The following is a 23,482-nucleotide window of genomic DNA, read 5'->3' as shown; positions in this document are numbered from 1 at the left end:
TTCAGGATGTTTCCGGCCTCGGCGTTCTCATGATCCGGTGTCCAGATCCGTGAAGAGGAGGTCTCCGTTGAGGGTGGCCGCTGCTCGGTAGCCGGACGAGGCGGCGTTGACGACCTGTTCGGAGAAGCCCATCGCGTTGCCGACCGCCCAGACGCCCGGGACCGAGGTGAGGCCGGTGGCGTCCACCACCGGGTAGGCGCCGAACGGGGTCTCGTGGAGCTCGGCGCCCAGCTTCTCCAGCAGGCCGGTCCGCGGCACCGCGCGCGGGGCGACGAACAGCACCTCGCGCGCGTGCAGCGTGCCGTCGGCCAGCCGGACACCGGTGAGCCGGTCGTCCTCGACCGCCAGCCCGGCCACCTCGCCGGGGACCACCTTCACTCCGGCCGCCGCCAGCCTCCGCACGTCGTCGGCCGTGAGGTCGGATGCGGCGACCTCGTGCAGGAAGAAGGTCACGTCCTTCGACCACTGGGACACCATGATCGCCTGGTGGGCGCTCAGCGGGGTGGTCGCCAGGACGCCGAAGGCCCGGTCGCGGACCTCCCAGCCGTGGCAGTACGGGCAGTGCAGCACGTCCGCGCCGAAGCGCTCGGCGACGCCGGGGACGGTCGGCAGCTCGTCCTTGAGGCCGGTGGCGACGATCAGGCGCCGGGCGCGGACGGTCCGGCCGCCCGCCAGCCCGACCGTGAAGTCGCCGGCGTCTCCGTCCCGCGAGACGTCCACGGCCCGGTCCCGGACCAGCTCCACCCCGTACCGCGCGATCTCCTCCCGCCCCGCGGCCAGGAACTCGGCGGGCGGCATGCCGTCACGGGTCAGATAGCCCTGCATATGGGCGGCGGGCGCGTTGCGCGGCTCCCCGGCGTCCACCACCAGGGTCCGGCGCCGGGCACGGCCCAGGACGAGCGCGGCGGACAGCCCGGCCGCGCCTCCGCCGATCACGATCACTTCGTACGTCTCGGTCACGATGACCACCTCCACCTGAACCGTGCGGTGCGCGGTGCGGGATTGACAAACATGTTTGCCGAAACTGCAATGACCGTATGACGGACGACAACATGAGCGACGACGACGTCCTTGCCGGTGTGGGTCCCAGGCTGCGCCGGATGCGCAAGGAGCGCGAGGTGACGCTCTCCGCGCTGTCCGAGGCCACGGGTATCTCGGTGAGCACGCTCTCCCGGCTGGAGTCCGGCCTGCGCCGGCCCAGCCTGGAGCTGCTGCTGCCGATCGCCCGCGCCCATCAGGTGCCGCTGGACGAACTGGTCGGCAACCCGGCCGTCGGCGACCCGAGGGTGCGCGCGACCGAGCCGATCGAGCGCTACGGCCGCAAGCACTGGCCGCTCACCCGCCAGCCCGGCGGCCTCCAGGCGTTCAAGGTGCTCGAACCGCAGCGCAGCTGCCCGCCAGAGCCGCGCACCCACGAGGGCTACGAGTGGCTGTACGTCCTGTCGGGCCGGCTGCGGCTGGTGCTGGGGGAGCACGACGTGGTGCTCACCGCCGGGGAGGCCGCCGAGTTCGACACCCGGGTCCCGCACTGGTTCGGCTCGACGGGGGAGGGGCCCGTGGAGTTCCTGAGTCTGTTCGGGCCGCAGGGCGAGCGGATGCACGTACGGGCGCGGCCGCGGCAGACGTGACGCGTCCGACGGTTCCCTGATCGGCAAGCGACCGCTTAGTATGCTAACCGACCCGGACAGACGACGCAGTCCCCCGTGGAGGCTCCGCATGCAGGCATGGCAAGTGCACCGCAACGGCGAACCGGGCGAGGTGATGCGGCTCGACCGGACCGAGCCCCCCACGCCCGGCGACGGCCAGGTCCTGCTGAAGGTGCGCGCCGCGAACGTCAACTTCCCCGACGCGCTGCTGTGCCGGGGCCAGTACCAGGTCCGGCCCCCGCTGCCGTTCACGCCCGGTGTGGAGGTCTGCGGCGAGACCGAGGACGGCCGCCGCGTCCTCGCCACCCCCGCGCTGCCGTACGGCGGATTCGCCGAGTACACGGTCGCGGACGCCGCCGCCCTGCTGCCCGCGCCCGACGCCCTCGACGACGCCGAGGCCGCCGCCCTGCACATCGGCTACCAGACCGGCTGGTTCGGCCTGCACCGCCGCGCGGGCCTCGAAGCCGGCGAGACCCTGCTGGTCCACGCCGCCGCGGGCGGGGTCGGCAGCGCCGCCGTCCAGCTCGGCAAGGCGGCCGGCGCCCGGGTCATCGGGGTGGTGGGCGGCGCCGCCAAGGCCGCCGTGGCCCGCGAACTCGGCTGCGACGTGGTGATCGACCGGCACACCGAGGACGTCGTCGCCGCCGTCAAGGAGGCGACCGGCGGCCGGGGCGCCGACGTCGTGTACGACCCCGTCGGCGGCGAGGCGTACGCCCAGTCCGCGAAGGCCGTCGCCTTCGAGGGCCGGATCGTCGTCCTCGGCTTCGCCAGCGGCACCATCCCGGCACCGGCCCTCAACCACGCCCTGGTGAAGAACTACTCGATCCTCGGCCTGCACTGGGGTCTGTACAACACCAAGAATCCCAAGCTGGTCCGGCACTGCCACGAACAGCTCACCGAGCTGGCCGCCCAGGGCGCCGTCAAGCCGCTGGTGAGCGAGCGGGTCCCGCTGGGCGGGGCCGCGGCGGCCGTCCAGCGGGTCGCCGACGGCGTCACCACCGGCCGTGTCGTCGTACTCCCGGGACTCACCGAAGGAGGAGCGGCATGACCGACGCCGCCGAACTGCGCCGCCGTACCCAGGAGTTGCTCGCCGCGCACCCACCGGCCACGACCGGCCGCCCGGACTTCCTGCGCGCCCGCTTCGACGCGGGCCTCGCCTGGGTGCACTACCCCGAGGGCCTCGGCGGCCTGGGCGCGCCCCGCTCCCTCCAGGTCGTCGTGGACGCCGAACTGGAGGCCGCCGGCGCCCCCGACAACGACCCGCGCCGCATCGGCATCGGCCTCGGCATGGCCGCGCCGACCATCCTCAAGTACGGCACCGACGAGCAGAAGCAGCGCTTCCTGCGGCCCCTGTGGACCGGCGAGGAGGTCTGGTGCCAGCTCTTCAGCGAGCCCGGCGCCGGCTCCGACCTGGCGGCCCTCGGCACCCGGGCCGTGCGGGAGGGCGAGGACTGGGTGGTCAACGGGCAGAAGGTGTGGACGTCCAGCGCCCACATCGCCCGCTGGGCCATCCTCATCGCCCGCACCGACCCGGACGTGCCCAAGCACGCCGGCATCACGTACTTCCTGTGCGACATGACCGACCCCGGCGTCGAGGTCCGCCCGCTGCGGCAGATCACCGGCGAGGCCGAGTTCAACGAGGTCTTCCTGACCGACGTCCGCATCCCCGACAGCCGCCGCCTCGGCGAGGTCGGCGACGGCTGGCGGGTCGCCCAGACCACCCTGAACAACGAGCGCGTCGCCATCGGCGGCATGCGGCTGCCCCGCGAGGGCGGCATGATCGGCCCGGTCGCGAAGACCTGGCGCGAACGCCCCGGACTGCGCACCCACGACCTGCACCAGCGGCTGCTGAAGCTGTGGGTGGACGCCGAGGTCTCCCGCCTCACCGCCGAACGGCTGCGCCAGCAACTGGTCGCCGGCCAGCCCGGCCCCGAGGGCGCCGGCATGAAGCTCGCCTTCGCCCGTCTCAACCAGGAGATCAGCGGTCTGGAGGTCGAACTGCGCGGCGAGGAGGGCCTGCTGTACGACGACTGGACCATGCGCCGTCCGGAGCTCGTGGACTTCACCGGCCGCGACGCCGGATACCGCTACCTGCGCTCCAAGGGCAACAGCATCGAGGGCGGGACCAGCGAGGTCCTGCTGAACATCGTCGCCGAGCGCGTCCTGGGCCTGCCCGCCGAGCCGCGCACCGACAAGGACGTCGCCTGGAAGGACCTCGCCCGATGAGCACCCAGCCCGACCTGCTGTACACCGAGGAGGAAGAGGCGCTGCGGGCGGCCGTGCGGGACCTGCTCGCCGACCATTGCGACGCTCCCGGTGTCATCGCCCGCACCGAGTCCGGCGCACCGCACGACATCGCGGCCTGGAAGGCGCTCGCCGGCACGATGGGGCTCGCGGGCCTCCTCATCCCCGAGGAGCTGGGCGGACAGGGCGCCACGCACCGCGAAGCCGCCGTCGTCCTGGAGGAGCTGGGCCGGGCCGTCGCCCCGGTGCCCTATCTGACCAGCGCCGTCGTGGCCACCGAGGCCCTGCTGGAGTGCGGGGACGAGGAGCTGCTCGGCCGGCTGGCGTCCGCGACGACCGTCGCCGCGCTCGCGCTGGCCCTGAACACCGCGGCGGGCGGCGCCTACACGGTCGTACGCCATGAAGGCGGTGCGCTGTACGGCGAGTTGACCGGTGTCGCGGACGCCGTGATCGCCGACGTCCTGCTCGTCCCGGCCGACGACGGCGGGCTGTACGCGGTCGACGCCGACGCCGTGACGGTCACACCGCACCCGTCCCTGGACCTGACCCGGCCCGTGGCCACGGTCACCCTGGACGGCGCTCCGGGCCGTCTGCTGGGCGACGCCGAACCCGCCGTACGACGCGCGCTGCGCGCCGGCGCCGGACTGCTCACCTCCGAGCAACTCGGGCTCGCCGACTGGACGTTGACGGAGACGGTCCGCTACCTGAAGGAGCGCAAGCAGTTCAACCGCCCCGTCGGCGGCTTCCAGGCGCTCAAGCACCGACTCGCCCAGCTGTGGCTGGAGGTCGTCAACCTGCGCGCCGCCGCCCGCGCGGCCGCCGACGCCCTGGCGACCGGCGAGGACACCGACGTGACGGTCGCCGTCGCCCAGTCCTACGCGTCCCCGGTCGCCGTCCACGCCGCCGAGGAGGCCCTGCAGCTGCACGGCGGGATCGGTATGACCTGGGAGCACCCGGTCCACCTGTATCTGAAGCGGGCCAAGGCCGACTCGCTCGCCTACGGCACGGCGGGCGTCCACCGCGAGGCGCTGGCCGAACTGGTCGACCTCCGCGCTCCCTGAGGCACCCGAGCGGAACCCCGCAGAAGCCCGTCCCGGCAGGGGCGGGCTTCCGCGTGTGCCATGCGCCGGTGAGGTGAACGAGGGAGGGCGGTCCGGCCAATTCCCGCCCCGGCCCCTGCTGTTCGGGCCCCTCGGGATCGCATACTCGCCGCAGTCCCGTCCGGCCCGACACGGAGGCGAAGCATGGCACCCACCACCCGTCGCGGAGCCCTCACCACCCTCGGCGCCGCCCTCGCCGGCGCGGCAGCCCTCCCCGCGGCCCGCGCCCAGGCGGCCGAACGCCCGCACCACCCCCGCCCGTTGTGGCGGGCCCACGCCCACAACGACTACGAGCACCCACGGCCCCTCCTCGACGCCCTCGACCACCGCTTCGGCAGCGTCGAAGCGGACGTCCACCTCGTCGACGGCCGGCTCCTGGTGGCGCACGGCCCCGAGGACCTCGACCCCGCCCGCACCCTGGAGGCCCTGTACCTCGACCCGCTCGCCGCCCGCGTCCGGGCCCATCACGGCCGGGTGCATCCCGGCGCCCGGCGGTCGTTCCAGCTGCTGATCGACCTCAAGACCGAGGGCGCCTCGACCTACCTGGCGCTCGACCGGTGTCTCGCCCGCCACCGGCACCTGTTCACGACGTACGCCCACGGCCGGGTGCAGCCCGGCCCGGTCACCGCCGTCGTCTCCGGCGACCGCGCGGCCCGCGCTCCGATGGAGGCCCAGAAGGTCCGCCACGCCTTCTACGACGGCCGTCTCACCGACCTCGGCAGCGCGGCGCCCGCCTCCCTCATCCCGCTCATCAGCGACAACTGGACGCTGAACTTCACCTGGCTCGGTACCGGCCCCTTCCCGGACGCCGAACGGCGCACGCTGCACGCCCTCACCGCCGCCGCCCACGCACACGGTCAGCGCGTCCGCTTCTGGGCCACCCCGGACACCCCGGGCCCCGCCCGCGACGCCCTCTGGACCGAACTGCTCGCCGCCGGCGTCGACCACCTCAACACCGACGACCTGGCCGGACTGGAGGCCTTCCTGGACAGCCACCACCACGTCTAGCCCGACGACCTGGAACATCACACGTTCGGGGGACAGGTCAGCCGCCCGGACGAACCCTCCGCTACGCCACACTTGCGCCCGAACGCCGTGAACCGGGCGTGACGGCGTGGCGGAGGAGGTTGACGATGGCCATTTCCATCTCGGTGGTACTGCTGCTGTTCATTCTGGCGGTGATCTTCGTCCGCAACGGCGGACTGAAGATCACCCACGCGCTGGTCTGCCTGCTGCTCGGCTTCTATCTGGCCAGCACCAGCATGGCGCCGACCATCCACAGCGGCCTGACCGCCACGGCGGACATCGTCAGCGGTCTGAGGCCCTGAGGCTCAAGGCGTCGAGAACACCCCGATGCCGTTGGCGACCGGCCGCTCCGCCCCGTCGGACGGATGGTTGCGCACGGAGACGGCCTGCGCGCCCGGCGCACGGGCGACCAGGGTCGAGGAACCGCCGCCGTCCAGGCTGAAGGCGTGCACCGCACCCAACTTCCGCATGACCGCCGCCACCTCCGCGATCGTCAGGCCGGTGCGGTACGCCGGCGCGCCGTCCAGCGCGAGCAGCACCACGCGCCGGCCGCCGTCCGCGACGCCGACGGCGGTGCGCACCGCCGACGTCCGGTCGTCCAGGCCGGGCAGCGGCCGCCCGTCCGACAGCACCGGATAACCGCCGAGCGCGAAGCGGTACGGGACCCGTGACGCCGCCGCCACCAGCCGGTGCCGTACCGTCACCCGCTCGCCCACGAAGAACTTCCGCAGCCGCCGCGCGCCCTCCTCCCGGCCCACGAGGACCGTGGTGCCCGCGGCCACCGGGCCGCCGCCGGGGGTGTTCGAGGCCGCCACCACCCGGCCGCGACGGACCGTCACCTCGTAGGTGTCCGTGCTGCACGGGGCCGCCCGGTCGGTGTCCGTGCCGCAGGTGGCCCGCACCCGGGACGCGCTGCCCCAGGCCGCCGTGAACGCCCCGATCGAGCCGGTCGGCAGCGCGTACTGGTTCAGCCCGCGCAACCGCAGCACACCCTCGGGGGTCCGGACGGAGCCGGTCAGGCGCAGACGGTCCAGCCGGGCCCGCCGGTCGGCGCCCACCCCGAACACCTCCGCGGTGCTCGTACCGGGCGGCAGCGCCGGGCCGAAGCGCTGGCCGTCCGGCACCGCGCCCTTCAGCACCCGGCCCCGCGCGATCGCCGGGCCCACGCTCGCCCCGGTCGCCTGGACGCCGGGGTGCTGGGTCTCGCTGATGTTGAAGAAGTCGCCGTTCACCCCGGCGACCGCCCCCAGCGCGGTCGCCTGCCGGGAGACCGGCGCCCGCGCGGCCACCGCCCCGGGATGCAGCAGGCCCAGCCGGACCCGCCGCTCCCGCAGGTCGACGGTGAGGACATGGGCGTGCGCGGTGCCCTTCGCCGCCGCGATGTCGAACTCGTCGTAGACCACACCCGGCGCGATCCGGGTGCCCCGCTGCACGGCGCCGGCCGGTGCCGCCCCCGTCAGGGCCGCACCGGCCAGCGCGCCGAACGCCGTGAGCAGCGTGAGGGCCGCCCGGGCCGTGCCTGATCTCCTCCGGTGAAGCGTCACGATCCCCCCTGAGGTCACGTCAAATGTGGCAGGACTCGGGGGAAGTGCACCAGACGGCGACGACCTGCGACGTCACTGAGCGCCGACGACGCGGGAACGGATCAGGAAACGCACTCCCTCGGGTGCCTCCAGGGAGAATCCGCTGCCCCTCCCCTCGACCACGTCGACGATCAGACGGGTGTGCCGCCAGGCCTCGTACTGGGCGCGCGACATCCAGAACGTCACCGGCTCGGCCACCCCCTCGACCTCCAGCTCGGCGAGCAGCACGTCGGAGCCGCCCGTGCGGAACTCGCCCTCCGGGTAGCACATGGGCGCGCTGCCGTCGCAGCAGCCGCCGGACTGGTGGAACATCAGCGGGCCGTGGGCCGCGTGCAGCCGCCGGAGCAGATCGGCGGCCGCGGGGGTGAGTTCGACGCGCGGGGTCTCCTCATACATGCGGCCCAGCGCATCACACGCAAGGTTGCGAGGGGGTTGCGGCGTGTTCCGCCGGGGCTCAGCGGTCGCGGCGCTCGCGGCGGGCCCGGGCGAGGACCGGCAGCGCGGGCAGCAGGGAGATCACCACGACACCGGCCACCAGGGGGAGCAGATAGGACTCGATGTCGGGGACGGAGTGCCCGAGCGCGTAGCCGGCCAGGACGAGGCTCTGGGACCAGAGCAGCCCGCCGACGATCTGCCAGAGCGTGAACGTCCGCGCGGGCACGCCCAGCGCTCCGGCCGCCGGGTGCAGGACCGTGCGGACCAGCGGCACGAAGCGGCCGATCACCAGCGCCTTGCCGTAGCCGTAGCGGGCGAGCAGGGTCTCCGCGCGGGCCGCCGCCTCGCGCACACGCGGTCTGGAGGTGCGCGCGAGCAGCGCCCGGCCGCCGTGCCGCCCGATCAGATAGCCGACCTGGCCGCCGAGCAGGGCCCCGGCGGCCGCGCACAGCAGCACCTGCCAGAGCACCAGCCCCTGGCCGGCACCGGCGGCGCACAGCACTCCGGCCGGCAGCAGCAGGGTGTCGCCCGGCAGGAAGAAGCCGAACACGAGCAGCCCGGACTCGGCGAAGATCACCACCAGGACGCCGAGGGCTCCGAAGGTGGCCAGGACGGCGTCACCGTCGGTCGGGTTCACGGCCAGCACCGCCCTCACCTCCCGCCTGCCCGGTGCCGCGCTCGCGGGGTCACGCGCGGCCGTGGGCTTCCTGCGAGCGGCGGGACAGCGCGTCGATGACCACCGCCGCGAACAGCACTCCTCCGGTGATCATGAACTGGATGGCCGCCGGGGTGTCCGTGATGGCCATACCCGAGGCGATCGACTGGATCACGAGCATGCCGAGCACGGCCGACCAGGTCGAACCGCGCCCGCCGAACAGGCTGGTCCCGCCGATCACGGCCGCCGCGATCGCGTTGAGCAGCAGCACGCCCGAGCCGGAGCTCTGGCTGACCGACGTGATGCGTGAGGCGAGGAACAGCCCGCCGATCGCGGCCATGGTCCCGGACACGGCGAGCACCGCCGTCTGCACCCGGGTCACGCTGAGACTGGCCCGGCGGGCGGCCTCGACCCCGCCGCCGAGGGCGTAGACCTGCCGTCCGTAGTGTGTGCGCCGCAGCACGATGTCGAGGGCGGCCACCACCACGAGGAAGATCAGCAGTGCGAGCGGCAGCCCCTGGAACCGGTTGAGCAGGTACGCGGCCGTGAACGCGATGACCGCGAGCCCGCCGGCCCGCGCGACGATCACCTGCAGCGACCGGTGCGGCATCCGGGCGGCCACCCGGCGCCGCCGGTCCAGCCAGGACACCAGCAGGACGAGTCCCACCGCCAGCGCGGCCACCGCGTAGGCGACGGCGTCCTGGGTGAAGTAGTAACTGGTCAGCTCGGCCACCAGCCCGTTGTCGTCGAGGTTGATCGTGCCGCTGGTGCCCAGGACGTAGAGCATGAGGCCGTTCCAGGTGAGCAGCCCGGCGAGCGTGACGACGAACGCCGGCACCCGGGTTCTCGCGAAGGAGTAGCCCTGCACGGCGCCCGCGACGGTGCCGGCGAGCACGGCGATGACCAGGGACAGCCACTCGGGCACACCGTTCTGCACATTGAGGACGGCGAAGATGGCCGCCGCCAGCCCGCTGATCGCCCCGACGGACAGATCGAGTTCGCCGAGCAGCAGGACGAAGACGATGCCGACGGAGATCAGGCCGGTGCCCACGATGTCCACGCTCAGGTTGGACAGGTTGCGCGGGGAGAGGAAGTTGTCGTTGAGGGACTGGAAGGTGATCCAGACGACGGCCAGGACGACCACCACGGGCAGCGAGCCCACCTCACCGGCCCGCAGCCTGCGGCGGGCGAGCGCCGCCCAGCGTCGCAGCGTGCCGGTCACGGCCTGCCCGCGGGGACCGCGGCCGTCCCCGGCCGGGGGTGACGCGGTCCCGGTGCCCCGGTCGTCCGCCATGGTGCGGGTCCCTTTCACCACGCCGCCTCCTGGTGCGCCGGCCGGCGGGGCGTGTTCTCCGTCGCGCCGGTGATGGACGAGATGATCTGTTCCTGGGAGGCGGTGTTCACGTCGAAGAAGCCGTTGTTGCGGCCCAGCCGCAGCACGGCGGCCCGGTCGGCCAGGGCCTTGACGTCGCCCATGTTGTGGCTGATGAGCAGCACGCCCATGCCCCGGTCGCGCAGTTCGTCCACGAGGTCCATGACCTCGGTGCTCTGCTGGAACCCCAGTGACGCGGTGGGCTCGTCCAGCAGGATCAGCCGCGGCTCGCCGAGGAGCGAGCGGGCGATGGCGACCGTCTGCCGCTGGCCGCTGGACAGGGAGACGACGGGGGCCCGCAGATCGGGCATGCCCCGGGTCAGGCGTTCCAGCAGGTGCAGGGTGCGGCGTTCCATCTCCATCTCGTCCAGGAAGCCGTACCGGCGGATCTCGCGGCCGAGGAACACATTGCCGACGACGTCGAGGTTCCCGCACAGGGCGAGGTCCTGGTAGACGGTCGCGATGCCCAGCTCCCGGGCGTCGGCGGGGCGGCGGATCTGGACCGCGCGGCCCTCCCACTCGATGAGGCCCCGGTCGGCCGGGGACACCCCGGAGATCACCTTGACCAGCGTGGACTTGCCGGCGCCGTTGTCGCCGAGGAGCGCGACGACCTGGCCGGCCCGGATCTCCAGGTCGATGTCGGTCAGGACCTCCACGGCGCCGTAGCGTTTGCTCACGCGGCGCAGGGCCAGCAGTGGGGGAGAGGACACGGAGACGATCTCCTTCCCGTGCGTCCGGCCGGGCCGGACCGGTGGTCAGGTCAGTCCGGCCGTACGACACGCGGCGGCGAGGTCGGGGACGCAGATCTGGCGGACCGTGTAGACGCCGTCCTTCACCACGGTGTCCTTGATGTTGTTCACGGTCACGGACACGGGGGTGAGCGTCACCGTCGGCACCTCGTGCCCGTCACGGGTCGTCACCTCGTCGTCGGCCACCCGGTCCAGGTTCTCCCCGCGGGCCGCCGCCACGGCCATCTCGGCGCCCGCGGTCGCCTCCGGGAGGAACGGCTTGTAGACGGTCATGTACTGCGTGCCCTTGACGATGCGGCGGATGGCGCCGAGTTCGGCGTCCTGTCCGGTGACCGGGGGCAGCGGACGGACCAGGTTCGCCCGGAGCGCGGAGATGCTGCCGGCGGCCAGTCCGTCGTTGGCGGCGTACACCCCGTCGATGCTGTCGCCGCCGAGGGCGGCGATGGCGGCGGACATGTTCTGGTTGGCCGCCTCGGGCCGCCACTGCAGGGTGTCGTACGTCTTGCCGATCTTCACCTTGCCCCGCAGCACGGACAGGGCGCCGCGTTTGAACAGCACCGCGTTGGGGTCGCTGAGGTCGCCGTTCATCATGACGATCTGGGCGCCCGGCACCTCGTCGCCCATCGCCTTGAGCAGGGCCGTGCCCTGGAGCCGGCCGACCTCCTCGCCGTCGAAGGAGACGTGCCCGGCGATCGGCCCGTCGGTGAGCCGGTCGTAGGCGATGACCGGGATGCCGGCCTCCTCCGCCTTGCGCACCGCGGAGGCCATCGCGCGGGCGTCCACCGCCACCAGCAGCAGGGCGTCGGCCCCGTTGGCGATCATCGAGTCCATCTGCTGCTGCTGCGCCGCCACGTCCGCCTTGGCGTTGGCGGCGACCACCGTGCAGTCGCCGCAGCGCTTCTCGATCTCCTTCTCCAGCAGCGGCCGGTCCTGGGTCTCCCAGCGGGCCGTGGTGTTGTCCGGCAGCAGGATCCCGATCTTCGGTCCGGTCCCGTCGCCGGCGCCGCCTGCGCCGTCCGAGCCGCAGGCCGCCACGGCGATGGCGGTGGAAGCCGCGACCAGGGCCACGGCGGTGTCCCGTATGCGAGTTCTCATACGGAAGACCTCCCGAGCGTGCCGGGGCGGCACCGCCGGGCCGGCGGTGCCGTGGCGCGTCGGCGGAGCCGGTGGCGGCCGGTGCGGGGCGGCGGAGGCGCCCACCCGCCGGGCCGGCTCAGGCTCCATGCGCCCGGCCGGGTGGAAGGCGGGCCGACGGTGCGGCCACGCGCCGGCGCCCTGCTCCCGGCCGGTGCGTGCTCCGTGGCGGCGGCAAGACGACCACCTGGTCAGTCTGACACCGGCCCGGTCGATCGGCGAACGCAGTGACAGCGCTCCCACCAGCGAACGAAGAGGCCCCGTAGATAGATATGTCCGGATCATCCGGATATGCGATTCTGGTGTCCCGGGTTCCCGTGCGCCTTCCGCGTGAGGGTGCCCCCGATCTCCCCCAGCACCTCCGGCAGGGACGGGAGGAAGGTTGCGGACATGCCTCATGACGGCCGTGCCCGGACCGGAGTTCCGGAGCCGGACGCACCGGAGGCCGGCATCACGGGCACCGGTGCGGCGCTCACGGCGGGACAGGCCGCCTCGGGCGGCCGGGCGCTGACCTTCGCGGGGACGGCCCTCGCCGCCGTCTACGCGGCCGACCCGGACGAACCCGAGCTACGGCTGCTCGACTCCGCGGGGCTGGACTCCCCGCAGCACCGGCTGCCGCCCGCCCTGTCCGCGACCGGCGGTTCGGCCGCCGCCCACGCCTTCCGCACCGGCCGCCCCCTGTGGCTGAACGCCGCCGCACTGGCCTCCTACCCCGAGGGAGCGCCCGCGCCGCCCCGGGAGAGGAGCGTCTCCCTCGGTGCCCTGCCCCTGCGCGGTACCGACGGCGGACTCGGCTGCCTCGTCGTCGTCGGCACCTCGGCGGACGGCTTCGACGCCGGACAGCAGCGCTTCCTGGAGTGCTACGCCGACAACGTCGGCCGTCTGCTCGGCGCCGAACGGGCCGGCACCGCGCCCCCTCAACTGCTCGCCCGCGCCCTGCACGCCATGCGCGCCGGCTCCTTCGTCCTCGTCCCCGAGACCGGCCTGATCGACGCGGACGAGACCCTGCTCGAACTGGTCGGCACCACCCCGGACGCCTTCGACGGCAAGGTGGAGTCCCTGCTCGGGCACGCCGTCCCGGAGGACATGCCCGCGCTGATGGCCGTCCTCGAACCGACCTCGCAGGCCCCCGTCCGCCGGGAACTGGAGTTCCGGGTCCGCCGCCCCTCCGGTGAGCTGCGCTGGCTGAGCCTGAGCTGCCGGGTGCGGCCCGCCTCCGGCGACCGGTCCGAGGAGGTGCTGGGCGTGGTGACCGCCACCTCCGTGGAGCACGGCACCACCGACGACGTGTCCCGCATCCAATGGCTGACCGCCGCCCTCGACGACGCCGTGAGCGTCCAGGACGTCGGCCGGGTCGCCGTCACCGCGCTGCGTGAGCCGCTGGGCGCCGACCGGGTGGCGCTGGCCGACATCCGGGACGACCGGCTCGTCGTCACCCTGCTCGACCCGCCCGAACCGTCGGCCTGGCCCCAGGTGTGGCGGGCGCAATGGCGCTCGGAGTGGCCCGACGCCCCGATCGGCGCCGTGCCCACCCTGCAACTCGCCCTGCGGGACGGCCGGATGGACCTCTGGCCCGCCGGAACCCCCCTGGAGCCCGCGCTCGCGGGTATCGGCTCCGGCGGCCTCGCCGTGCTGCCGCTGCCCGCCAAGGGCAGCGTCGCCGGGGTGTGCCTGGTCGGCTGGGATCGGCCGCACGAGTTCACGCCCGAGGAGAGGTCCCTGCTCACCGCCACCGCCGCGCTCGTCGGACAGGCCCTGAAACGGGCGCACGCGCACGACGCGGAGCAGGAGCTGGCGACCATGCTCCAGCGCAGCCTGCTGCCCCGGCGGCTGCCCGAGCTGCCCGGCGGCGCGGCCGTCGCCCGCTACCTGCCCGCCCGGCGGGGCCTGCAGGTGGGCGGCGACTGGTACGACGTCATCGCGCTGTCCGACGACCGGGTCGCCCTCGTCATCGGCGATGTGCAGGGCCACAGCGCGGGAGCCGCCACGATCATGGGCCAGATGCGGACGGCGGTGCGGGCCTACGCCGTCGAAGGACACCCGCCCGACGTCGTCATGGCCCACGCCAACCGTCTGCTCACCGGCATGGAGACCGACCTCTTCGCCACCTGCTGCTATGTCGAACTGGACATGGAGGAGGGCAACTTCCTCTTCGTACGGGCCGGGCATCTCGCGCCCCTGCTGCGCCATCCGGACGGCACCACCGAGGAGGTGCTGGTCGAGGGCGGGCCCCCGCTCGGCGTCCTGGCCGACGCCGAGTTCCCGATGACGGCGGTCGCGCTGGGCACCGGCACCGTGCTCGCCCTGGTCACCGACGGCCTCGTGGAGGCCGCCGACCTCCCGCTGGACGTCGGCATGGAACGCACCCGCGCCGCCCTCGCCGCCGCCGACCCGGCCGACCTGCCCCGCGCCGCCGACCAGTTGCTCGGCGACGGCGGCCCGCGCGAGGACGACGTGGCACTGCTCCTCCTGCGCTACGACGGCATGCGGACCAAGCCGATCCGGGCGGGCTGGGTGGTGTGGCGGCTGCCCGACGCCGTGATGCACGCCCGCCGGTTCACCGCGCGCACCCTGCGCCGCTGGCACGTCGAGGACGCGGCCGACGCCGTGCTGCTCGTCGTCTCCGAACTGGTCACCAACGCCCTCGTGCACACCCAGGGCTCGGTCCGGCTCGATCTGGTCCTGCGCGGCGACCGGGTGCGCGTCTGCGTCAGCGACTCCTCGCCGCGCGCCCCCGCCAAGCCGGTCATCGTGGACTGGGAGTCCACCGGCGGCCGGGGACTGCTCCTGGTCGAGGCGGTGTCGGAGTCCACCGGATCGTTCCCGGTGGCCGGCGGCAAGCAGGTGTGGAGCGAGGTCGTCGTGCCGAACCGTGCCGCCGCCGCCGGGCGCGCGCCCTGAACACGACGAGGGGAGCTGGGATGCGCACCCGTACGCTGCAGGCCGCCGCGGCGCTCGTCGCGGGACTGCTGACCGTGTCCCTGGCCGGATGCGGCTCGGACGACAGGACCGGCGGACAGAGCTTCACCGTCGGGCTGCTGCTCCCGAACCGGGTGACCCCCCGCTGGGAGCACGCGGACAAACCGCTGATCGAGAAGCACGTCACCCGGCGGTGCGCGGACTGCCGGGTGGTGTACGCCAACGCCGAGGCCGACGCGGCCCGGCAGCGCGACCAGGTCACCTCCATGATCACCAAGGGGGTGAAGGTGCTCATCCTCGATCCGGCCGACAGCAAGGCGCTGCGCTCCTCGATCCAGGAGGCGCGCCGCGCGGGTGTCCCCGTCGTCGCCTACGACCGCCTCGCCGAAGGGCCCGTCTCCGGGTTCGTCAGCTTCGACGGAGCGGAGGTCGGCAGGCTTCAGGGCCAGGCGCTGCTGACGGCGATGAGGGCCCGCGGGGACGGCCGGACCGTCGTGATGATGAACGGCGACCCGAGCAGCGCCAACGCGGGGTGGTTCCGGCGCGGCGCGCTCTCCGTCCTGGCACCCGAGGTGACCATCGCCCGCTCCTACGACACCGCCGGCTGGAGCCCGGAGAGCGCCCACGCCAATATGTCGGCCGCGATCTCAGCCCTCGGCGCGGACCGCATCAGCGGCGTCCTGGCCGCCAACGACGCCATCGCCGCCGGAGTGGTCTCCGCGTTCAAGAAGGCCGGGATCGACAAGCCCCCGCCGGTCACCGGGCAGGACGCCGACCTGGAGGCCGTACGCCGCGTCGTCGCCGGCCGGCAGTACATGACGGTGTACAAGCCGTTCGAGAAGGAGGCCGCCGCGGCCGCCGCCATGGCCGTGGCCCTCGGCCGGGGCGAGCCCGCCGAGGACGTGGCCACCACCACCGTCGACAGCGCCACCCGCCAGGACATCCCCGCCATCCTGCTGACCCCGGCCCCGGTGACCGCCGGCAACGTGGAGCGGACCCTGGTGCGCCCGGGCGTCTACACCGCCGCCCAGATCTGCGTCCCGGAGCTGCGCGCCGCCTGCGCCCGCCTGGGGATCACCCGCTGAGCTGGTCGGCCGGTCGCACCGGGGGGAGCATGGAGGGAACCGTCGAGGGAGGTCGGCCATGAAGAGCGGAGCCTCGTACTACGACCGCTGGCTGTACTCGCACACCCCGTCCCAGGCGGAGGGGGAACGCGACGAGCCGGCGGAACGCACGGCGGCGGAGCAGCACCCGGACGTCCCGAGGACGGAGCCGTCCCAGGCGGAGGGCGAACGCGACGACGCCAGGGGTCCCCAGACGTTCAGGTGAATGAACATCGCCCACATGGGTGTACAGCTCGGCGCGGCTCATGCAAGGCTCGGTCAACTCCGTTCCCCCACACCGAGCAGTTGGAGGAGTCCGCATGAGTGTTTCCCGGCGTACTGTGCTGGCCACGGCGGCCGGAGCCGCGTCGGCGGGTGCCTTACCGGCGCCCGCCGCGGCCGTGGAGGCGACGGCACCCCCCGCCGACCTGCGCACGCTGCGTACGGCGGCCGACTACGCGGTCGGCAAGCTCGCCGCCGTCTCGCCCGGGGTGACCGCCTTCCCGGTCGGCACCAGATTCGAGAAGTGGGTGTACTCGCAGAACGGCGACTGGGTCGGCGGCTTCTGGCCGGGCACGCTGTGGATGGCCTGGCTGTACAGCGGCGACGACGCCTTCCGCACCCGCGCCCTCGCCTCGGCCCGGAAGCTGGCGCCGCGCCAGGACGACACCGGCACCCACGACCTCGGCTTCCTCTTCTACCCCTCCTGGGTCACCGCCTATCGGCTGACCGGTGACGACGCCTGGCGCACCGGCGCCCTGCGGGCGGCGGACTCCCTCATCCGCCGCTACAACCCGCGCGGGCGCTTCATCCGGGCCTGGGGCGGCCTGAACGACCCGAACAACGCGGGCCGGGTCATCATCGACACGATGATGAACCTCGACCTGCTGGCCTTCGCGACCCGGCAGACCGGCGACGGCCGCTACCTGGACATCGCCGTCGAGCACGCGCGGACCGCGCGGCGCGTCTTCCCCCGCCCGGACGGCTCGACCCCGCACGTGTACGACTTCGACCCGGCCGACGGCCGCCCCATCGGCCCGAACACCGTGCAGGGATACAGCCCCACCTCCTGCTGGGCACGCGGGCAGGCCTGGGGGATCTACGGGTTCACCACCATGTACCGCAGGACCGGTGACGCCGGCTTCCTCACCACCGCCCGCGCCCTCGCCGACTACGCCGTCGGCGCCCTCACCCCGGACCATGTGCCGGTGTGGGACTTCCGCGCCCCGCAGCAGCCCCACGACGTCAAGGACGCCTCCGCGGGCGCGATCATGGCCTGCGGGCTGCTCGACCTGGCCGCCGCCACGGGACGGCAGCGGTACCGCGAGGTGGCGCTGCGGATGCTCACCGCGCTGGCGCGGACGTGCCTGACCACGGAGTCGGCCCGGGCGGACGCGGTGGTGGCCCGCTGCACCCGCAACCGCCCGGCCGAGGACGGCGTCGAGATCTCCCTCCCGTACGCCGACTACTACCTGCTGGAGGGCATCCTGCGCGTCCTGCGGCCCGCCGACGTCGACCGCGCGATCGACCTCTCCACGGTCTGACCCGCCGGGCCGCCGGTCAGCCCGCGATCGAGTCCAGCTGTTCCGCCGCCGGGCGCAGGGCCCACAGGTCGCCGCCCGGCGGCTCCTCCAGCAGGGGGACGGCCTGCCCCGCCCGGCGGTCCCCGGCGTCGGCCGCCGCGTGCACGACGTCCGTCGCCGCGAAGCGGTGGAACTCCAGCTCCGGATGCGGCCAGGGGGCGGCGCCGGTCGCGGCGGGGAGCAGATAGTCCACCGCCTTGAACAGGCTCTGTCCCTGCGGTCCTTCATAGGCCCACAGATCCACCCCGACATGGCGGCCGATCGCCGCCAGCCGGGTGTAGGCGACCAGGTCGAACGTCGAGTAGTGCCAGCTCCGGGTGCGGGCCAGCTCCTGGGGCTGACCGCCGTCGGACGCGATCTGCGGCGCGATTCGCCGGGCGCGCGCGTCCAGCACGGTCCGGCGGGCCAGTTCCCGGTCGCCGGTCGCCAACGCCAGGCCCGCGACCTGCATGTCGTGGAAGGTGCCGTGGTTGTTGGTGGCCGCGGCCTCCTGCCGGCCGAAGTCGCTGTCCCGCAGCCACCTCAGGAAGTCGGTGTTCCACGTCCTCATGGCCGCGCGGTCCTCCGCCGTCCAGCCGGGTGCCCCGGTCTCCAGCAGGGCGACCGCGTCGAGGACGGCGGTGTAGGACTGCGAGAAGTCGATGATCCCGATCGCGCGGCCGTCGTACCGGCAGGGGATGAACTGCGCGTGGTCGAGGTTCGGGTTCATCCGGGTGGCCGGGTCGAGGAACCAGGTGCGCAGCACCCGCGCGGCCTTCTCGGCGTACCTCCGCTCCCCGGTGTAGTACCAGGCCAGGGAGAGGTCGTAGGACGAGTCGAACGTCTTCTCCACGTCCTGCCGGTCGGTGCCGGAGTCCACCTCGGGATTGCGCTCGCCGTCGCGCTGCTCGTACGGACAGCCCCACGGGTTGTCGGCGGTCGCGGGAGTGGTGGGCCACCAGTAGGGGGCCTGGCTCAGATAGTCGTGGACGTCGCCGCCGGGCGCGGGCCGGGGCTTGTCGACGACCGTCCACGGGCCCTGGTCCAGCCAGGTGTCGGCCCGGGCGCGCAACGCCCGTACCGCCCGGCGCAGTTGAGGGTCGCCGTGATCGAGGCGGGCCTTGGTCCGCTGCATACGGGAGCCGTCCAGGACGACGGTGTGCGGCACACGCGGCGTCTGCCGCTCCGGTGCCTCAGCGGTCGCGGCCGGGACGGCGCCCGTGGTGAACGCGGCCAGCGCCACCAGCAGGACACCCAGTCGGGATGTCGCTCTCATCTCCAGCCTCCGTATCAGCCAATGGTCATGGTTATGAACGAGGTTCATGAATGAGTCTGCATGAGCATGGCATGGATGAGGGTCCGAACGGAACGGGTCCTCCGGCGGCCGGCTCTGGGAAGGTGGCCCTGCGACGGGCGCGGCGGTGGCGCCGGTGCGCCCGCGCGACGCTCGGCCGCACTCAGGTCGTCCTGGCCGCCCGCGCCCCGCACCGGGCAGGCTTCCGGGTGCTGGTCCGGTCGTCGTACGCCGCACATCTGACGGACTGGCTGCTGGACGCGGCGACGGAGTATCTCCTGCACACCCCCTAGGCGGCGCTACGCCCTGGCGCCCCGCAGAGCCCGCGTCAGCAGCGCGACCAGCTCGTCGGCCACCGGGGTCCGGGTGCCGGGCCGGCTCACCGCCAGGATCTCCCGGCTCAGCGGCGCCGAGCCGGGAGGCAGCACCACCCGTTGGACGCCTTCGTCGCCGCGCTCCCCGTCGATCAGCGTGGCCGGGATCCAGCCCACGGCGAGGCCCGCCCGGATCATCGCCAGCATGCTGTGCAGATCCTCGGTCTCCAGCGTCACGTCCGGGGAGATGCCCAGCTCACCGGCCCAGCGGTGCAGCAGCCGCCGGTCCGGGCTGTGCGCCAGGCCGGACGTCCACTCCCGGTCCAGACAGTCCTCCAGGGCGAGGGGGCGGCTGCCGGGCCGCGCGCCCGCGACGAGGACCAGCGGTTCGTGCCCGAGCGAGGTGAGGGCCAGCTCGGCGGAGGCGGCGGGCGGGTCCTCGGGGAGATACCGGTAGGCGATGAGCAGGTCGAGGTCGCCGGACCGGACCCTGGGCAGCCCCGCGTGCGTCTCCACGATGATCAGCCGCACCCGGACGCCCCGCTCCCGGGGCCGCAGCGCGGACAGCACGCCCGGGAACAGATGGCTGACCGCGCTCGGATACGCGCCGACGCGCAGTTCGGCGACCTCCCGGCGGGCGATGCCGTCGGCGGCGTCACGGAAACGGGCGGTCGCCTCGAACAGCTCCCCGGCCGCACGGGCCAGCGACCGGCCGGCGCCCGTGAGGATCAGCCGGCTGCCCGGCCGGCGGACCAGCAGTTCGACACCCAGGTCCCGCTCCAGGGCGCCTATGTGCTGCGACACCGCCGACGGCACATAGCCGAGCGCTGCCGCCGCCGCGGCCATGGAGCCGTGCTCGACCACGGCCAGGAACGTGGCCAGCAGCTTCAGATCCGGCTGGTCCTTCATGACGCACCGCCACCACCTCGCACGAGCTCGAGCCATCATGAAACATGAACTCTCACTTCGCGATCCATCGCTGTACGTGTCGCGCGGCCGGGTGCCAGAGTCCAAGGGTGTCCGCGGCGTCCGGACTGCCGCGCCGGCGGACGACATGACGTCGCGGACCGTCTCCGGCACCCGCCGGCGAACCGCTCCGCTCCCACTGAGCCCGATGCTCTCGAAAGCCGAGGCCATGGCCATCGATCTGACCGCCCTCCGGGCCCACTTCCCGTCCCTCCGGCAGGGGCTGGCCTTCTTCGACGGCCCGGGCGGGACCCAGACCCCGCGGCCCGTCGCCGACGCCATCGCGGCCACCCTGACCGGGCCGCTGTCCAACCGGGGCGCGGTCAGCCCGTCGGAGCTCAACGCGGAGCGCGCCGTCGCGGAGTTCCGCGCCGCCTACGCCGACCTGCTCGCCGTACCCGCGCACGGCGTCGTCCACGGGCGCAGCGCCACCCAGCTGACGTACGACTTCTCCCGTCATCTGGCCAAGGGCTGGGCGGCCGGCGACGAGATCGTCCTCAGCCGTCTCGACCACGACTGCAACGTCCGTCCGTGGGTCCAGGCCGCCGAGCGGGCCGGGGTGATCGTGCGCTGGATCGAACTGGACGACGCGACCACGGAGCTGGACCTGGCCTCGTTCGAGCGCGCGCTGTCCTCCCGTGCCCGGCTGGTCGCGGTGACGGCCGCCTCGAACGTGCTCGGTACCAAGCCGCCCGTCCGCCGGATCGCCGACCTGGCGCACGAGGCCGGCGCGCTGGTCTATGTGGACGGCGTGCACTACGCCGCGCACGCCCTGGTGGACGTTCCGGCGCTGGGCGCCGACCTGTTCGTCTGCTCGCCGTACAAATTCCTCGGCCCGCACTGCGGTGTGCTGGCCGGCGACCCCGAACTGCTGGAGACGCTGCGGCCGGACAAGCTCCTGCCGTCCTCCGACGCGGTGCCGGAGCGCTTCGAGTTCGGCACGCTGCCGTACGAGACGCTGGCGGGCGCGACGGCGGCCGTCGACTTCCTCGCCGCGCTGGACCCCGCGGCCGAGGGCACGCGCCGGGAGCGGCTCGCGCGCTCACTGGCCTCGCTGCACGTCCACGAGACCGTGCTGCGCGCCCGGTTGGAGGAAGGGCTGCGCGGTCTCGGCGACGCGGTGACCGTCCACACGAAGGCGGCCGACCGCACCCCGACCCTGCTGATGACCCCGGAAGGACGTGACGCCCGCGCCGCGCAAGCGCATCTGGCGGCGCGCGATGTGGTGGCCCCCGCCGGGTCGTTCTACGCCCACGAGCCCTTCACCGCGCTCGAACTGCCGGACCCCGCCCTGCGCGTCGGCCTCGCGCCCTACAACACCGCCGAGGAGGTGGACCGTTTTCTGGAAGGGCTGGCGTCCTTCCTCTGACACGGCGCGCCACAGGGCAATGTGGGACATTTCTCATTAATCTCCGTAAATCGTGAGGGGTCACCCTCTCACCTTCGCATCCACCTCGCTCCACCGGAGATGAAATGCTCAAGCTTCGCAAGGCTGCCGTCATGGTCGCCGCCCTCGGCAGCGTCAGCTTCCTCGCCGCCGGCACCGCCCACGCCGACGGCCCGCAGGGCAGCGCGTACAACGTCCAGCAGAGCACCGAGTGCAAGTCGCACGACCTGAACATCGACATCCTCGGTGTCGTCGGCCTGCTCAACGGCGTCCTCGGCGCCGGTGTCAACGGTGAGGGCGACGCGGGCGCGCAGAGCACCCACCTCGGCTCGTCGATGGGCTGCAACAACAGCGCCTTCTGAGCGAACCCCGCTTCGCGGCGACCAGCCAGGCGACCGGTGCGAACCGGGCGCCTGGCTGCCGCGTTTCCGGACCGACTCGGGCTGTATCCGGCGCCACCTTGGAGTCGCGCCCCGGTCGGCCGGTCACCAGCGGTTGCGTGCCTCCTCCGCCCAGCCGGTGAGCCCGTCGAGCTCCACCGAGGAGCCGTCGTCGGACTGCGCGCGCCCAAGGAACTCGCCGAAGCACTGGAGGGTTTCACGGGCGACGAACAGGGCGCACCCGCCGAAGTCCGTTCGCACCTGCGGATGCTGACGGGACGTCGGGAACCGGCGCCGCTCCGACGACGCGCGCTATGCGGAGGCGGCCGGGGCCGGATCGGGGGAGCGAAGCACGAGCAGCGTGATCTCGCTGGGGGCGAAGACCCGGAACGGCGGGCCCCAGAAGCCGGTGCCGCGACTCGTGTAGAGGTGGGTGCGGCCGCCGTGCCGACTGAGACCGGCGAGGGCGGGCTGGTCCAGCCGGACGAGGTGGTGGAAGGGCCAGATCTGGCCGCCGTGCGTGTGCCCGGAGAGCTGCAGGTCGACCCCGGCGGCCACCGCCCGGTCCACGAACTTCGGCTGGTGCGCGAGCAGCAGGACGGGCAGTGCGGGATCGGCGCCCTCCAGCGCCGCGGCCACGTCGGCACGGTGGCCCGCCAGGCCGGACGACTCGGCGGTGACGTCGTCGACCCCCGCGATCACCAGGGTGTCGCCGCCGCGTTCGAGCAGCAGATGGCGGTTGCGCAGCGGCTCCCAGCCCAGCTCGTCCATCAGGTCGACCCAGCCCTGGGCCTCGCTGTAGTACTCGTGGTTCCCGGTGACGTACACCTTCGCCCGGGTGGCCCGCACGGTGCCGAGCGGAGCCGCCTGCGCGCGGCGGCGGGCGGCGGTGCCGTCCGCGATGTCGCCGGTGTGGCAGACCACGTCGGCGTCGAGGCCGTTCACCGTCTCGCAGACCCGCGCGGACCAGCGGGCGCGATCGAGGGGGCCGTAGTGGGTGTCGGTGAGGAGGGCGACGCGCAGACCGTCCAGCCCGGCGCCCAGCCGGGGGAGCCGCACCTCGACCTGCCGCACACGGGGCACGCGCCGGGCCTCGGCATATCCCCAGACGAGCAGGACGGCGGTGACGCCGAGGACGGCCCAGGTGGCGATCCGGGCCCGGTCGTGCCCTTCTCCGACGCCGGCCACGGTCAGGGCGATCCGCAGGGGCACGCCCAGCAGCAGCGACCAGGTGAACAGCACCCAGCTGCCGCCCAGCAGCGTGTCCCCGACGATGGCCGCACGGTCCTGCTGACGTCGCCCGTGACCGCGCACCATCGCGACCGGCATGGCGGCGAGACCGAGCACGAACAGGGCGGTGCCGGCGAGGGTGACGGGCAGCGGCCAGTGCTGACCGGTGTGCAGGAGCACGACGCACGGCACCGCCCACAGCAGGACGGGGGCGATCGCGGGGAGGTGGCGCATCACGCGGTACAGCAGCCGCCTCGGCTTCGGGGCGGGCGCCTCGCCGTCGGCGGATCTGGTGTTGCTGGTGTCGGTCACGCGTCCCCTCCCACCGGGCTGCCGTCTCGCGCACTGTATCGGGCGAGCCGGAGGATGCCGGTCGGCGGCGG

General features: G+C 73.6%; 23 protein-coding genes and 1 pseudogene. 13 read left to right on the top strand and 11 right to left on the bottom strand.

Annotated elements, in window-relative coordinates; translation table 11 throughout:
- Positions 1-27: 27 nt before the first annotated feature.
- Entirely contained in the window at positions 28-960 is a 933-nt protein-coding gene (locus ACFV46_RS08875) for an NAD(P)/FAD-dependent oxidoreductase (RefSeq protein WP_376728461.1), read from the bottom strand.
- Between the two features lie 92 nt (positions 961-1,052).
- Here ACFV46_RS08875 and ACFV46_RS08870 point away from each other — a divergent pair, with 92 nt between their 5' ends.
- The 6 genes from ACFV46_RS08870 to ACFV46_RS08845 all read left to right on the top strand — a co-directional run bounded on the left by ACFV46_RS08870 (position 1,053) and on the right by ACFV46_RS08845 (position 6,318).
- Positions 1,053-1,628 (top strand): XRE family transcriptional regulator, encoded by a 576-nt coding sequence (locus tag ACFV46_RS08870; RefSeq protein ID WP_361930618.1) that lies wholly within the window; start codon positions 1,053-1,055, stop codon positions 1,626-1,628.
- A gap of 88 nt (positions 1,629-1,716) precedes the next feature.
- Entirely contained in the window at positions 1,717-2,694 is a 978-nt protein-coding gene (locus ACFV46_RS08865) for an NADPH:quinone oxidoreductase family protein (protein ID WP_385497565.1), read from the top strand.
- Positions 2,691-3,872 carry an acyl-CoA dehydrogenase family protein gene (locus ACFV46_RS08860; protein WP_385497564.1) on the top strand — a complete coding sequence of 394 codons (1,182 nt, stop codon included), beginning with the start codon at positions 2,691-2,693 and terminating at the stop codon, positions 3,870-3,872. The genes ACFV46_RS08865 and ACFV46_RS08860 overlap by 4 nt, the downstream gene beginning before the upstream one ends.
- Positions 3,869-4,951 carry an acyl-CoA dehydrogenase family protein gene (locus tag ACFV46_RS08855; RefSeq protein ID WP_385497562.1) on the top strand — a complete coding sequence of 361 codons (1,083 nt, stop codon included), beginning with the start codon at positions 3,869-3,871 and terminating at the stop codon, positions 4,949-4,951. The genes ACFV46_RS08860 and ACFV46_RS08855 overlap by 4 nt, the downstream gene beginning before the upstream one ends.
- A gap of 183 nt (positions 4,952-5,134) precedes the next feature.
- Positions 5,135-5,998, top strand: a complete 864-nt coding sequence (locus ACFV46_RS08850; protein ID WP_385497560.1) for a phosphatidylinositol-specific phospholipase C/glycerophosphodiester phosphodiesterase family protein — start codon at positions 5,135-5,137, stop codon at positions 5,996-5,998.
- A gap of 125 nt (positions 5,999-6,123) precedes the next feature.
- The gene (locus ACFV46_RS08845; RefSeq protein WP_151782841.1) at positions 6,124-6,318 is read left to right on the top strand and encodes a hypothetical protein; all 195 of its coding nucleotides are present in this window, start codon (positions 6,124-6,126) and stop codon (positions 6,316-6,318) included.
- A gap of 3 nt (positions 6,319-6,321) precedes the next feature.
- On the opposite strand, the gene ACFV46_RS08840 is transcribed toward ACFV46_RS08845, so the two are convergent.
- The 6 genes from ACFV46_RS08840 to ACFV46_RS08815 all read right to left on the bottom strand — a co-directional run bounded on the left by ACFV46_RS08840 (position 6,322) and on the right by ACFV46_RS08815 (position 11,905).
- Positions 6,322-7,560: a phosphodiester glycosidase family protein gene (locus tag ACFV46_RS08840; RefSeq protein WP_385497558.1), complete on the bottom strand. Its 1,239-nt coding sequence runs from the start codon at positions 7,558-7,560 to the stop codon at positions 6,322-6,324.
- Positions 7,561-7,632: 72 nt separating this feature from the next.
- A complete protein-coding gene (locus ACFV46_RS08835; RefSeq protein ID WP_192806050.1) occupies positions 7,633-7,995 on the bottom strand; it encodes a DUF779 domain-containing protein in 363 nt (120 codons plus the stop codon).
- Between the two features lie 58 nt (positions 7,996-8,053).
- Positions 8,054-8,680: a DedA family protein gene (locus ACFV46_RS08830; protein ID WP_361930454.1), complete on the bottom strand. Its 627-nt coding sequence runs from the start codon at positions 8,678-8,680 to the stop codon at positions 8,054-8,056.
- A 40-nt stretch (positions 8,681-8,720) separates the two neighbouring features.
- Positions 8,721-10,001, bottom strand: coding sequence for a sugar ABC transporter permease (locus tag ACFV46_RS08825; protein WP_385497666.1), 1,281 nt, complete (start codon positions 9,999-10,001; stop codon positions 8,721-8,723).
- A complete protein-coding gene (locus ACFV46_RS08820; protein WP_385497555.1) occupies positions 9,998-10,771 on the bottom strand; it encodes an ATP-binding cassette domain-containing protein in 774 nt (257 codons plus the stop codon). The genes ACFV46_RS08825 and ACFV46_RS08820 overlap by 4 nt, the downstream gene beginning before the upstream one ends.
- A 45-nt stretch (positions 10,772-10,816) precedes the next feature.
- On the bottom strand, positions 10,817-11,905 hold the full coding sequence (locus tag ACFV46_RS08815; RefSeq protein WP_385497554.1) for a substrate-binding domain-containing protein: 1,089 nt from the start codon (positions 11,903-11,905) through the stop codon (positions 10,817-10,819).
- 429 nt (positions 11,906-12,334) lie between these two features.
- Between ACFV46_RS08815 and ACFV46_RS08810 the strand changes: the two genes are divergently transcribed.
- The 4 genes from ACFV46_RS08810 (at position 12,335) to ACFV46_RS08795 (ending at position 17,510) form a co-directional block, all read left to right on the top strand.
- A complete protein-coding gene (locus ACFV46_RS08810; RefSeq protein WP_376728467.1) occupies positions 12,335-14,845 on the top strand; it encodes a SpoIIE family protein phosphatase in 2,511 nt (836 codons plus the stop codon).
- 20 nt (positions 14,846-14,865) lie between these two features.
- Positions 14,866-15,948 carry a sugar ABC transporter substrate-binding protein gene (locus ACFV46_RS08805; protein WP_385497552.1) on the top strand — a complete coding sequence of 361 codons (1,083 nt, stop codon included), beginning with the start codon at positions 14,866-14,868 and terminating at the stop codon, positions 15,946-15,948.
- A 58-nt stretch (positions 15,949-16,006) separates the two neighbouring features.
- Complete coding sequence (locus ACFV46_RS08800) at positions 16,007-16,192, top strand: hypothetical protein (protein ID WP_376728469.1); 186 nt, start codon at positions 16,007-16,009, stop codon at positions 16,190-16,192.
- A 94-nt stretch (positions 16,193-16,286) separates the two neighbouring features.
- Complete coding sequence (locus ACFV46_RS08795; protein ID WP_361930435.1) at positions 16,287-17,510, top strand: glycoside hydrolase family 88 protein; 1,224 nt, start codon at positions 16,287-16,289, stop codon at positions 17,508-17,510.
- Between the two features lie 16 nt (positions 17,511-17,526).
- Here the strand turns inward: ACFV46_RS08795 and ACFV46_RS08790 are convergent, their stop codons facing one another.
- The gene (locus tag ACFV46_RS08790; RefSeq protein ID WP_385497549.1) at positions 17,527-18,804 is read right to left on the bottom strand and encodes an alginate lyase family protein; all 1,278 of its coding nucleotides are present in this window, start codon (positions 18,802-18,804) and stop codon (positions 17,527-17,529) included.
- A gap of 152 nt (positions 18,805-18,956) precedes the next feature.
- Here ACFV46_RS08790 and ACFV46_RS08785 point away from each other — a divergent pair.
- Positions 18,957-19,115, top strand: a pseudogene (locus tag ACFV46_RS08785) (sarcosine oxidase subunit gamma); the annotation flags it as partial.
- Between the two features lie 6 nt (positions 19,116-19,121).
- Here the strand turns inward: ACFV46_RS08785 and ACFV46_RS08780 are convergent.
- Entirely contained in the window at positions 19,122-20,045 is a 924-nt protein-coding gene (locus ACFV46_RS08780) for a LysR family transcriptional regulator (protein WP_385497548.1), read from the bottom strand.
- 226 nt (positions 20,046-20,271) lie between these two features.
- Here ACFV46_RS08780 and ACFV46_RS08775 point away from each other — a divergent pair, with 226 nt between their 5' ends.
- Both ACFV46_RS08775 and ACFV46_RS08770 read left to right on the top strand, forming a co-directional pair.
- Entirely contained in the window at positions 20,272-21,471 is a 1,200-nt protein-coding gene (locus ACFV46_RS08775; RefSeq protein ID WP_385497665.1) for a cysteine desulfurase-like protein, read from the top strand.
- A 104-nt stretch (positions 21,472-21,575) separates the two neighbouring features.
- Entirely contained in the window at positions 21,576-21,851 is a 276-nt protein-coding gene (locus ACFV46_RS08770) for a hypothetical protein (RefSeq protein WP_361930427.1), read from the top strand.
- Between the two features lie 123 nt (positions 21,852-21,974).
- Here the strand turns inward: ACFV46_RS08770 and ACFV46_RS08765 are convergent, their stop codons facing one another.
- Positions 21,975-22,130, bottom strand: a complete 156-nt coding sequence (locus ACFV46_RS08765; protein ID WP_385497547.1) for a DUF2804 domain-containing protein — start codon at positions 22,128-22,130, stop codon at positions 21,975-21,977.
- 51 nt (positions 22,131-22,181) lie between these two features.
- Positions 22,182-23,411, bottom strand: a complete 1,230-nt coding sequence (locus ACFV46_RS08760; protein ID WP_385497545.1) for a metallophosphoesterase — start codon at positions 23,409-23,411, stop codon at positions 22,182-22,184.
- Between the last annotated feature and the right edge of the window lie 71 nt (positions 23,412-23,482).

It is taken from the genome of Streptomyces sp. NPDC059852 (genome assembly GCF_042731455.1).
Classification (GTDB): Bacteria; Actinomycetota; Actinomycetes; order Streptomycetales; family Streptomycetaceae; genus Streptomyces.
Note: the sequence above shows the minus strand (reverse complement) of the source record. Positions and strands in the feature narration are given on the sequence as shown.

Excerpts from the sequence above, each read along its gene's own strand:
- ACFV46_RS08870 (WP_361930618.1), top strand. The coding sequence starts at position 1,053 with ATGAGCGACGACGACGTCCTTGCCGGTGTGGGTCCCAGGCTGCGCCGG.
- ACFV46_RS08865 (WP_385497565.1), top strand. The coding sequence starts at position 1,717 with ATGCAGGCATGGCAAGTGCACCGCAACGGCGAACCGGGCGAGGTGATG.
- ACFV46_RS08860 (WP_385497564.1), top strand. The coding sequence starts at position 2,691 with ATGACCGACGCCGCCGAACTGCGCCGCCGTACCCAGGAGTTGCTCGCC.
- ACFV46_RS08855 (WP_385497562.1), top strand. The coding sequence starts at position 3,869 with ATGAGCACCCAGCCCGACCTGCTGTACACCGAGGAGGAAGAGGCGCTG.
- ACFV46_RS08850 (WP_385497560.1), top strand. The coding sequence starts at position 5,135 with ATGGCACCCACCACCCGTCGCGGAGCCCTCACCACCCTCGGCGCCGCC.
- ACFV46_RS08845 (WP_151782841.1), top strand. The coding sequence starts at position 6,124 with ATGGCCATTTCCATCTCGGTGGTACTGCTGCTGTTCATTCTGGCGGTG.
- ACFV46_RS08835 (WP_192806050.1), bottom strand. The coding sequence starts at position 7,995 with ATGTATGAGGAGACCCCGCGCGTCGAACTCACCCCCGCGGCCGCCGAT.
- ACFV46_RS08815 (WP_385497554.1), bottom strand. The coding sequence starts at position 11,905 with ATGAGAACTCGCATACGGGACACCGCCGTGGCCCTGGTCGCGGCTTCC.
- ACFV46_RS08810 (WP_376728467.1), top strand. The coding sequence starts at position 12,335 with ATGCCTCATGACGGCCGTGCCCGGACCGGAGTTCCGGAGCCGGACGCA.
- ACFV46_RS08805 (WP_385497552.1), top strand. The coding sequence starts at position 14,866 with ATGCGCACCCGTACGCTGCAGGCCGCCGCGGCGCTCGTCGCGGGACTG.
- ACFV46_RS08800 (WP_376728469.1), top strand. The coding sequence starts at position 16,007 with ATGAAGAGCGGAGCCTCGTACTACGACCGCTGGCTGTACTCGCACACC.
- ACFV46_RS08795 (WP_361930435.1), top strand. The coding sequence starts at position 16,287 with ATGAGTGTTTCCCGGCGTACTGTGCTGGCCACGGCGGCCGGAGCCGCG.
- ACFV46_RS08790 (WP_385497549.1), bottom strand. The coding sequence starts at position 18,804 with ATGAGAGCGACATCCCGACTGGGTGTCCTGCTGGTGGCGCTGGCCGCG.
- ACFV46_RS08780 (WP_385497548.1), bottom strand. The coding sequence starts at position 20,045 with ATGAAGGACCAGCCGGATCTGAAGCTGCTGGCCACGTTCCTGGCCGTG.
- ACFV46_RS08775 (WP_385497665.1), top strand. The coding sequence starts at position 20,272 with ATGGCCATCGATCTGACCGCCCTCCGGGCCCACTTCCCGTCCCTCCGG.
- ACFV46_RS08770 (WP_361930427.1), top strand. The coding sequence starts at position 21,576 with ATGCTCAAGCTTCGCAAGGCTGCCGTCATGGTCGCCGCCCTCGGCAGC.